Source organism: Candidatus Paceibacterota bacterium (genome assembly GCA_035530615.1).
Classification (GTDB): Bacteria; Actinomycetota; Actinomycetes; order Nanopelagicales; family Nanopelagicaceae; genus QYPT01.
The window spans coordinates 436,280-446,027 of the sequence record DATKUL010000002.1; the positions used below are offsets into that span (position 1 = coordinate 436,280).

General features: G+C 50.7%; 11 protein-coding genes. 10 read left to right on the top strand and 1 reads right to left on the bottom strand.

What is annotated here, in order from left to right; genetic code table 11:
• Nucleotides 1-11: 11 nt before the first annotated feature.
• From alaS to nusB, 10 genes are all read left to right on the top strand, one after another.
• On the top strand, nt 12-2,687 hold the full coding sequence (gene alaS, locus VMW30_05195; GenBank protein ID HUW87754.1) for an alanine--tRNA ligase: 2,676 nt from the start codon (nt 12-14) through the stop codon (nt 2,685-2,687).
• A 2-nt stretch (nt 2,688-2,689) separates the two neighbouring features.
• Nucleotides 2,690-3,133 (top strand): Holliday junction resolvase RuvX, encoded by a 444-nt coding sequence (ruvX, locus tag VMW30_05200; GenBank protein HUW87755.1) that lies wholly within the window; start codon nt 2,690-2,692, stop codon nt 3,131-3,133.
• Nucleotides 3,126-4,151 carry an endolytic transglycosylase MltG gene (gene mltG, locus VMW30_05205; protein ID HUW87756.1) on the top strand — a complete coding sequence of 342 codons (1,026 nt, stop codon included), beginning with the start codon at nt 3,126-3,128 and terminating at the stop codon, nt 4,149-4,151. Before ruvX ends, mltG begins: the two co-directional genes overlap by 8 nt.
• Nucleotides 4,148-4,954, top strand: a complete 807-nt coding sequence (locus tag VMW30_05210) for a shikimate dehydrogenase (protein HUW87757.1) — start codon at nt 4,148-4,150, stop codon at nt 4,952-4,954. The genes mltG and VMW30_05210 overlap by 4 nt, the downstream gene beginning before the upstream one ends.
• Before the next feature lie 63 nt (nt 4,955-5,017).
• On the top strand, nt 5,018-6,199 hold the full coding sequence (gene aroC, locus VMW30_05215; protein ID HUW87758.1) for a chorismate synthase: 1,182 nt from the start codon (nt 5,018-5,020) through the stop codon (nt 6,197-6,199).
• Between the two features lie 4 nt (nt 6,200-6,203).
• A complete protein-coding gene (locus tag VMW30_05220; protein HUW87759.1) occupies nt 6,204-6,713 on the top strand; it encodes a shikimate kinase in 510 nt (169 codons plus the stop codon).
• A complete protein-coding gene (aroB, locus tag VMW30_05225; protein ID HUW87760.1) occupies nt 6,710-7,765 on the top strand; it encodes a 3-dehydroquinate synthase in 1,056 nt (351 codons plus the stop codon). The genes VMW30_05220 and aroB overlap by 4 nt, the downstream gene beginning before the upstream one ends.
• Nucleotides 7,762-8,196: a type II 3-dehydroquinate dehydratase gene (gene aroQ / locus VMW30_05230; GenBank protein ID HUW87761.1), complete on the top strand. Its 435-nt coding sequence runs from the start codon at nt 7,762-7,764 to the stop codon at nt 8,194-8,196. The genes aroB and aroQ overlap by 4 nt, the downstream gene beginning before the upstream one ends.
• Before the next feature lie 63 nt (nt 8,197-8,259).
• A complete protein-coding gene (gene efp / locus VMW30_05235; protein ID HUW87762.1) occupies nt 8,260-8,820 on the top strand; it encodes an elongation factor P in 561 nt (186 codons plus the stop codon).
• Complete coding sequence (gene nusB, locus VMW30_05240; protein HUW87763.1) at nt 8,820-9,242, top strand: transcription antitermination factor NusB; 423 nt, start codon at nt 8,820-8,822, stop codon at nt 9,240-9,242. The genes efp and nusB overlap by 1 nt, the downstream gene beginning before the upstream one ends.
• On the opposite strand, the gene VMW30_05245 is transcribed toward nusB, so the two are convergent.
• Complete coding sequence (locus VMW30_05245) at nt 9,220-9,708, bottom strand: helix-turn-helix transcriptional regulator (GenBank protein HUW87764.1); 489 nt, start codon at nt 9,706-9,708, stop codon at nt 9,220-9,222. The two genes, nusB and VMW30_05245, sit on opposite strands and share 23 nt — an antisense overlap.
• Between the last annotated feature and the right edge of the window lie 40 nt (nt 9,709-9,748).

Genomic DNA, 9,748 nt, shown 5'->3' on the forward strand with positions numbered 1-9,748 from the left:
GATCTCGGACTGTGGAATCTGCGGAAATACGTTCTCGATGGTTGCGTTTTTTTGAGTCGGAGAACCGACAAGGCTTAACTCATACCGTCGTACCTTCAGCCTCTCTCATTGCCGATGATCCAAATTTGCTCTTAGTCAATGCCGGCATGGTTCCCTTCAAACCATACTTTCTTGGAGAAGTCACACCGCCCTTCAAGCGAGCGACATCCGTTCAAAAATGTGTGCGTACATTGGATATCGACGAAGTCGGCAAGACCACGCGGCATGCTTCTTTTTTCCAGATGTGTGGAAATTTTTCCTTCGGCGATTACTTCAAGGAGGGTGCGATTGCTCTGGCTTGGGAACTTCTCACCAAGCCGATAAGTGATGGTGGCTATGGGTTTGCGGAGGAGCGCCTTTGGGTCACCGTTTATCTCAATGACGATGAAGCCGCAGATATTTGGCATAATAAAATTGGAATTCCCAAAGAACGAATTCAGCGACGCGGCATGGCTGATAATTTCTGGTCTATGGGCGTTCCTGGACCTTGCGGTCCGTGCTCGGAGATTTATTACGACCGAGGTCCCGCCTACGGGAAAGAAGGCGGTCCGATCGCCGATGAAGAGCGGTATATGGAAGTCTGGAACCTCGTCTTTATGCAGAACGAGCGTGGCGCGGGTGGCGGGAAAGACGACTTCCCGATCGTGGGCGAGCTACCCGCCAAAAGCATTGATACCGGTTTAGGTCTTGAGCGCATGGCGGCACTTCTGCAAGGTGTTGAGAATATTTACGAGATTGACACGACTAAGCAGATTCTCGATGTGGCCTCACGTCTGACTGGTGTTTCCTATGGGAAAGATACTAGATCTGATGTTTTGCTCCGTGTTATCGCTGACCATGCAAGAACATCTGCGATGCTGATCGGAGACGGAGTCACGCCCGGCAACGAAGGAAGAGGATATGTCCTGCGCCGAATGATGCGACGCGCGATTCGTAATATGCGACTCCTTGGCTCCCATGATCCAGTGATGTCCGAGCTCATTACGGCATCCATCGTGGCAATGAGTCCGCAGTATCCAGAATTGAGTGTTGAAGGTAAGCGAATCCTCAGTGTCTGCGTCTCCGAAGAAGAGACCTTCTTGCAAACACTCAAGAGTGGCACGCAAATTTTCGATGTGTCGAGTGCCGCATTGAGGAAGTCAAAAGGAACAGTTCTTTCAGGAGACGCAGTCTTTAAATTGCATGACACTTACGGCTTCCCTTTTGATCTCACCTTGGAGATGGCGCAAGAACAGGGTCTCAAAGTCGATGAAGAAGGCTTCCGCCGCTTGATGAAAGAACAACGAGAACGAGCAAAGACCGATGCGCGGATCAAGAAGAGTGGGCATACCGACCTGACCGAATATCGGAAGATCGCGGATTCGACTGGACGTACGGATTTTGTTGGATACACCCACGTTGAATCAGAATCGAAAATCGCCGCGATTTTGATAGATGGAATAGCGGTGAGTTCGGCGAACGTTGATGACGATGTAGAGATTGTCCTGACACGCACCCCCTTCTACGCGGAAGGCGGTGGTCAACTCGCCGATGGCGGTTTCATCGTTCTCGAGAACGGCACGCGCGTAGAGATTGATGATGTCCAAACGCCTGTCCCGGGACTTTCGGTCCACCGCGGCAGGGTTATCGTGGGTTCGATAGAAGTGGGCGTGAACGCATTAGCTCAAATTGATATGGAGCGTAGAGATGCGATCTCGCGTGCGCACACGGCGACTCACATGGTTCACAAAGCATTTCGAGAGATTCTTGGCGAGACAGCTACTCAGGCGGGATCGGAAAACTCACCCGGAAGATTCCGTTTTGATTTCCCTTCCACCGGAGCAGTGCCTAAGAGTGTTCTAAATGATGTCGAAGCCCGAGTAAATTCGTTGCTGCTGGAGAATTGGGAAGTAACTGCGCAAACAATGTCTCAAGAGGAGGCGAAAAAAACTGGCGCAATGGCCCTTTTTGGCGAAAAGTACGGCGATGTCGTCCGAGTTGTCAGTGTTGGAGACTGGGCGCGCGAGCTCTGTGGCGGTACGCACGTCAGTCGCGCAGGCGAACTTGGAGTTGTCAAACTTCTTAGTGAATCTTCGATAGGTGCTGGAGTTAGGCGAGTTGAAGCACTTGTCGGTGCGGATGCGTATCGCTTCTTAGCACGCGAACACCTACTCATTGATTCCCTGACGGACATTATTAAGGGCGCCCGCCCGGAGGAATTGCCCGAGCGTGTTTCTGATCTTCTCAACAAATTGCGAGATGTGGAGAAAGAACTTGCCAGCTTGCGATCCGCTCAAGCGCTAAGTCAGGTATTGGCAATTGCTGCAAGTGCGAAGGACGTCAATGGCTGTTCCGTGATTGCCTCGAAACTCTCGGATGGTATTTCCGGAGATGACCTGCGCAAGATCGCCCTTGACCTTAAAAACCGGACTTCAAACTCTGTGATTGCCCTCATCAGTATCGTTGATGGAAAACCAGTTCTCGTAGTCGCCGTGAGCGACCAGGCCCGTGCTTCTGGCATAAAAGCAGGCGCGTTGGTAAAGATCGGATCCAAGATTCTCGGTGGCGGTGGCGGTGGAAAGGACGATTTCGCCCAAGGCGGAGGAGTGGACGGATTGAAGGTAGATGAGGCACTCGTTGCCATTGTGCACGCTCTTGCGGGTGAATAACGGTGGAGAGAGGTAGAAGAATCGCTTTTGATTTTGGGGATGCCCGAATTGGCGTGGCCGTGAGCGATCCCGACTCCATTCTGGCGACACCGGTGGCCACACTTGAAACCAAGTCCCAAGATCTGTGGGATCAAATATTTCAATTATTTTCTGATTATGAGCCAGTCGAAGTCTTTGTCGGAAGACCGATTCACCTCGCGGGCCACGAGAGTGATTCAACCGCAAAATCAGAATTATTCGCCAAAGAAATTCATGAGCGTTTTGGTTTAGATGTTTCCCTCGTTGACGAAAGACTCTCGACCGTTTCAGCTCAACGGCAATTGAAAGATGCAGGTCTATCAACGCGCGAAACAAAGAGCGCCATTGATCAAGCCGCCGCGGTTGGAATTTTGGAGTTAGCCCTGGAGACCGCTAAAGGGCGAGAGAAACGCAAAAATAATGAGTAGGAAGTCTCTCTATTTCTTGGTTGGCGTATCCGCCTTCTTGATTCTCGTCGGTTCGGGTCTTTACCTACTCCGACCCGGGGTGCCAACGAACCCAGACTTCCCAAAAGGAACAGCCTCGATCGAAGTACTTATTGATGTTCCCGTTGGCGCTAGTGGGTCGGAAATCGCAAAAATTCTGGTGGCCAAGAAGGTTGTGGAGTCATTTGGCGCGTTCTTCGGCATTGCCGTTGGGGATATGCGGTCATCTTCAATTGCACCGGGAATGCATCGCCTTCATACCCACATCCCGGCAAGTCAGGCTCTCGACGAATTACTCGATCCAGCCCGCATACCGAACCTCATCAAGGTGGCAGAGGGTGCCTGGACCGATGAAGTAATTATTCAACTTATCGAGAGAGGATTTAAAAGAACGGAACTAAAAGATGCATTTAAGAATTTGATTCGACCAGCAGGAATCACTGGCAACGAAGGGATTCTTTTCCCAGCTCAATATAGTTTTGGTTCAGATGTAACCGCAGTAGGCGCATTGCAAGCCATGGTTGACCGATTCACCTCCGAAGCGGCGGCATCGGGCCTGCTGGCTGGCACTTCAGGTTTTAATCCTATGCAATTACTAACGATCGCTTCGTTGATCCAAGCCGAGGGAGATTTGCAGGACTTTGGGAAAATATCCCAAGTGGTTCGGAATCGACTTAGCATTGGGATGCCACTTCAGTTTGACACTACAGTCCATTACATTACTCATACGCGCGGTCAGGTATTCCTTAGTACGGACGAAACGAAAACTGTCTCTCCATACAACACCTATTTGCATTACGGACTGCCGCCGGGTCCAATTGGCAACCCGGGTCGGGCAGCAATGGATGCCGCACTTCATCCGGTGGCGGGAGATTGGCTCTTCTTCATCACCGTGGCGCCAGGGGATACTCGTTTCACTAAATCACATAACGAATTCCTTACCTGGAAATCAGAATATGAAAAGAACTTGAAAGACGGCGCGTTTGGTAAAAAGCAGTGATCCGCGCCGCCGTACTTGGCTCGCCGATTTCCCATTCGCTTTCTCCTGCGCTCCATGGTGCCGCATACGAATTCCTTGGAATTGAGGGGGAGTACACGGCGGTGGAAGTGAAAGCGGATGAACTCCAGAAATTTCTCTTTTCGTGTGACAACTCTTGGACAGGGTTCTCTCTAACTATGCCGTTAAAGGAAGAAGTACTCTCACTTGCCGACGAGGTGGATGACTTAGCCCGACGAATCCAATCTGCAAACACTTTAGTCAGGGCAAAGAGCGGTTGGCGAGCATTGACGACGGATGTGCAAGGCTTTCAGGATGCTCTCCATGCGCATGAGGTGAGTGATTTTCACACCGTCTTGATTATCGGTTCAGGTGCTACAGCGAGAGCGGCTGCATCAGCCTGTGATGAGAAAGATCGGGTGATTAAAGTTCTGCACCGCAGCCCTCTGCGTCAATCAGCGATGTCAAAGGCTGCACCTAATTCTTCTATCGAATTTCTCTCCTGGGAAACTCCTCTTCCTGCCGTAGATCTCATGATCAATACCACCCCTTCGGGAGTAGCCGACCATTTCGTTTCTCAGATCAAATCGAGGCCATCGGGAGTGTATTTTGAAGCCCTATACAACCCTTGGCCCACCAAATTATTGGCTCATTGGCGAAGCGTGGAAGGAGAGGCAATAGACGGGTTGGATCTACTGGTTTATCAAGCTATTGAACAGGTAGCGCTCATGACCCAAAAAGCAGTGGATCCAATGGTGTTAGCGCCCATACTTCGAGACACGGGGCTGAAGGCACTTCTGCGATAATTGTTGCGCGCCGTGCAACTAAATGAATTCCGCGGGAAATGAATTCTCTGCCACAATACGTCTATGCGTTGGTTAACTGCTGGAGAATCACACGGTCAAGCACTCTCTGCAATTGTTGAAGGTATTCCTGCGGGAGTTGAGATCACGACTGATGAGATTGATCTTCAATTGAGTCGACGCCGGTTGGGTTTTGGGCGAGGAGCACGACAGAATTTTGAAACAGATAAAGTCACAATTCTGGGCGGTGTGAGATTGGGATTGACACAAGGTGGTCCCATCGCCATTCAAGTAGGCAATTCCGAATGGCCCAAGTGGGAGAAGGTCATGTCGGCTGATCCATTGGACTCTGGCGAAATTGAGGGATTGGGTCGAAATGCACCGCTCACCAGACCTCGGCCAGGACATGCAGATTTAGCTGGTATGCAGAAGTACGATTTTGATGACGCACGACCGGTTCTTGAACGAGCAAGCGCACGCGAAACTGCAGCACGCGTCGCCCTAGGTGCGGTCGCACGAAGATTCTTGGAACAGAGCGTCGGCGTGACGCTGATTAGTCACGTTCTTTCGATTGGCACAGTTGAAGTTCCCGATTCGCGACCGTTGCCCACGTACGCAGATCTGTCACGGATTGATGCTGACCTGGTTCGATGCGCTGATCCGGAGACGAGTGCGGCAATGATTGCAGAAATCGAGGCGGCAAGAGTTGAGGCAGACACTCTCGGCGGGGTTGTTGAAGTTCTAGCGTTCAACCTTCCACCTGGTTTGGGTTCTTATGTCCACTGGGACCGTCGCTTGGATGCTCGTCTTGCGGCTGCCGTGATGGGGATTCAAGCCATAAAAGGCGTCGAAATTGGCGATGGTTTCACCTCCGCAAGACGTAGAGGTTCGGTCGCGCACGATGAAATTGAAAAAGATGTAAACGGTCTTTTACGACGGCGCACAGATCGAGCGGGCGGGACTGAAGGTGGAATGTCCAACGGGGAAATATTGCGAGTGCGAGCGGCGATGAAACCAATCTCTACGGTGCCTAAGGCTTTAGATACCGTGGATGTTTCAACTGGCGAAAGCGCCAGGGCGATAAATCAACGATCTGATGTTTGCGCGGTTCCAGCGGCGGGAATAGTCGCCGAAGCGATGGTCGCACTTGTCCTAGCCGAGGCTGTTCTGGAGAAATTTGGTGGCGATAGCGTCGCGGAGACTCGACGTAACTTTGATTCATACATGTCCAATTTGCGCTACAAGTAATCAGATGACACCGCGAATAATCCTTATCGGGCCTCCCGGAGCCGGGAAAACCAGCATTGGTCGCTCCCTCGCCCGATCACTCCACATCGCCTTTGCCGACACCGATAGTCTCATTGAAGCGGATCAAAGCAAACCTATTTCGCAAATGTTTATCGATGATGGAGAGCCGGCATTTCGTCAGATCGAGGAGCGGATCTGCCTGGATGCCCTACTTAATGAAAGCGGTGTTCTATCTTTAGGCGGTGGGGCCGTACTCACAAAGAGCGTGCATGACGCGATACAAAATTGTGGCGCTGAGGTAATTTTCCTGGATGTTTCACTCAAAGTCGCGGCGCCTCGAATTGGCTTTAACCGAGATCGACCCTTACTTCTCAACAACCCTCGACAACAATGGCAGATTCTTATGGATGCTCGACGTCCAGTCTATGAGGGCCTGGCAACGTTGATTTTTGATGTTGGAGATCAAACGGTCAATCAAATAGTTAAGGAACTTCTCCCAAAGGTGTCGGCGTGAAAACGATCAAGGTCAGCGCCGATCGAGCTTACGAGGTCACCATCGGGTGTGATTGGCGTGCAGCTCTGCTTCCATTTCTCGAGGAACGCTCACGCGTCGCCATTGTGATTTCATCAGAAATGCTTATTCATTTCGGAGCAATTGCGCTTCCGGGAGTTTCTATACAGGTCTTCGAGATCGCTGATGGTGAAAACGGAAAGAGCGCTCAAACTCTTGAATCCCTCTGGGAGAGATTGGGCAGGGCCGGATTTACTCGGAGTGACCTCATAATTGCCATCGGCGGGGGAGCGACAACAGATATTGCAGGATTCGCCGCGGCTACGTGGCTGCGGGGAATTGATTGGATCGCAATTCCCACCACCCTGGCAGGAATGGTCGACGCCTCTGTAGGTGGCAAGACTGGCATGAACAGTGAATTTGGAAAGAATCTCATCGGTGCTTTCCACTCACCTACTGCGGTCTTGGTGGACTTAAGTTGGCTGTCAACTCTTACTGATCGAGATTTTGCGGCGGGTTTAGCGGAAGTCGTTAAAACTGGCTTTATTGCTGATGAGGAAATTCTCGAAAAACTCGCGGGCAAGACTGTTGCGCAAGTCAGGGATTCGGTCGAACTCACCGAAGAATTGATAGCCCGTTCGCTTCAAGTGAAAGCGAAGGTTGTTGGCGAAGACTTCAAAGAGAGTTTTGCTCGGGAAATACTCAATTACGGGCACACCATGGGCCACGCGGTTGAATTGCACAGTAAATATGAATTACGCCACGGCGAAGCCGTGGCCATTGGGATGATTTTTATTGCTGAACTCTCGGTTCTACGAGGCATCATGCCTGCGAAATTGTTGGAGCTGCACAGAAAATTGCTCTCGGACTTAGGTCTACCAACATCCTATCCAAAGAATGCATGGTCTGAACTTTTTGTGCTGCTGGCCCTCGACAAGAAGTCGCGCGGCAAGTCCCTGCGATTTGTAGCGATATCGGAAGTCGGCAAGTCCCTGCGACTGGAGGATGTCGATAGAGAGGATTTAGAGATGGCGTATGAGAGGCTAAGTTCATGAAAATTATGGTCTTGAACGGTCCGAATCTGGCACGCTTAGATATTCGAGATTCTTCCATTTACGGAGACATAACCTACGCAAAGTTGGTTTCCTTCATTGAAGAGGGCGCACAAAAACTTGGTTTTGAAGCTGACGTTCGTCAGAGCAATGAGGAGTCCCAAATCATTGAGTGGCTTCACGAAGCGGCCGATTTGAAAATGCCAGTCATTCTCAATCCTGCTGCCTTTACCCATTACTCATATGCAATTCGAGACGCAGCAGAAATGCTCAAAGCTCCTCTCATCGAAGTGCACCTCTCGAATCCACTTTCACGGGAGGAATTTCGCCACACTTCGGTGATATCAGGGATTGCACAGGGAACAATTGCGGGTTTTGGTCCGAATTCGTACCGACTTGCGCTTGAGGCCATGGCGAATCTGGTGCAAAAGTAACCTCTTGTTAGCGGGTATCCTTCTCCTTTGACGTGAAATACGCGTTCAGGGATGGGATGGATTGTGGCATCAACTAACGACCTAAAAAACGGTATGACGCTCGATATCGACGGACAACTCTGGAATGTCGTCGAATTTCAGCATGTTAAGCCGGGTAAGGGTCCAGCGTTCGTGCGGACCAAATTGAAATCCGTCATGAGTGGCAAGGTCATAGACAGAACCTTTAATGCTGGCGTAAAGATTGAAATTGCGATCTTGGAGAAGCGCGAAATGCAGTACTTGTACCGCGACGGCGATGACTTCGTATTTATGGACACAAAGACTTACGATCAAACCTCAATACCGGCCAAGACCGTGGGGGATGCAGCGAACTACATGCTGGAAAATACCGATGCCATTGTCGCCGTACATGAGGGCAACCCGCTTTATATTGAACTGGCTGCCTCTGTGCCTTTGATGATTACATACACAGAACCAGGTCTACAAGGCGATCGCTCATCCGGTGGGACGAAGCCTGCGACCCTCGAGACCGGAATTGAGATTCAAGTTCCCCTATTTATAAAGCAAGATGAGAAAGTCCTCGTGGATACTCGTGACGGATCATATTTGGGGCGCGCAAACTAGTGACCGCCCGTGGTAAGGCTCGAAAACAGGCATTAGACATTCTCTTCGAAAGCGACATACGCAACTCTTCACCCGTCGAACTCCTTTCGACAAGGCTGGCCGATCTCGCAGGTCCTGACGCGCGCCCCGTGCGAGAGTACGCCCAGGAGTTGGTGAACGGCGTCGTTGAGCATCAAAGGAAGATTGATGAGTTGATTTCAACGTACGCGCAAGGTTGGGATATGGATCGCCTACCCGCAGTGGATCGCAACGTACTTCGAATTGCGATCTACGAACTTCTTTGGCGCGAAGATATTCCCGATGCCGTAGCCATTGATGAAGCACTCACGTTGGCTAAACTTTTATCTACCGACGAGTCTGCCGGATATATTCATGGAGTCTTGGGCAGAATTTCAAGTATCAAGACTGACTTGGCCCTGTAAAGAGAAAATTCTCTGCTTTTAACCAATCTTCCACTTCGACTTGGCTCGAGAAAAGAAGTAGCCCGAGAAGTGAGAGATCACCCTCGCGCAGACTCATCACCTCTCCGTTCCAATCGTTTCTCTGCTGTGAAATCCAGGCAACGAAAGTTGAAAGTAGGCGAGTTTTCTCGTTGCTGCCTACCCTTGAGTTCAGGCGACGCAGATCAAGAATGAGCGGATTTCTTCGGACCATGATGGGGATTTGTTCTTCTTGCACTAGGTAATGAAGGGGAACTCCATAGAGATTGGCCAAGTCAATGGCACGCTTGATACTCATGGTTCTATCCCCGCGTTCGTAGGAACCGAGGACTACGGCTTTAAATTTGCCCTTCGAACGTTTTTCAACATCGGCAAGACTCCACCCGCGGTCTTTGCGGATCTTTCGGATTCGAACTGCGATGCTCTCCTGCGTGGGTCGTATAGTCATGAGAGAGTGTAGAAAATCTGGAGAAACGCCCACGACCCCT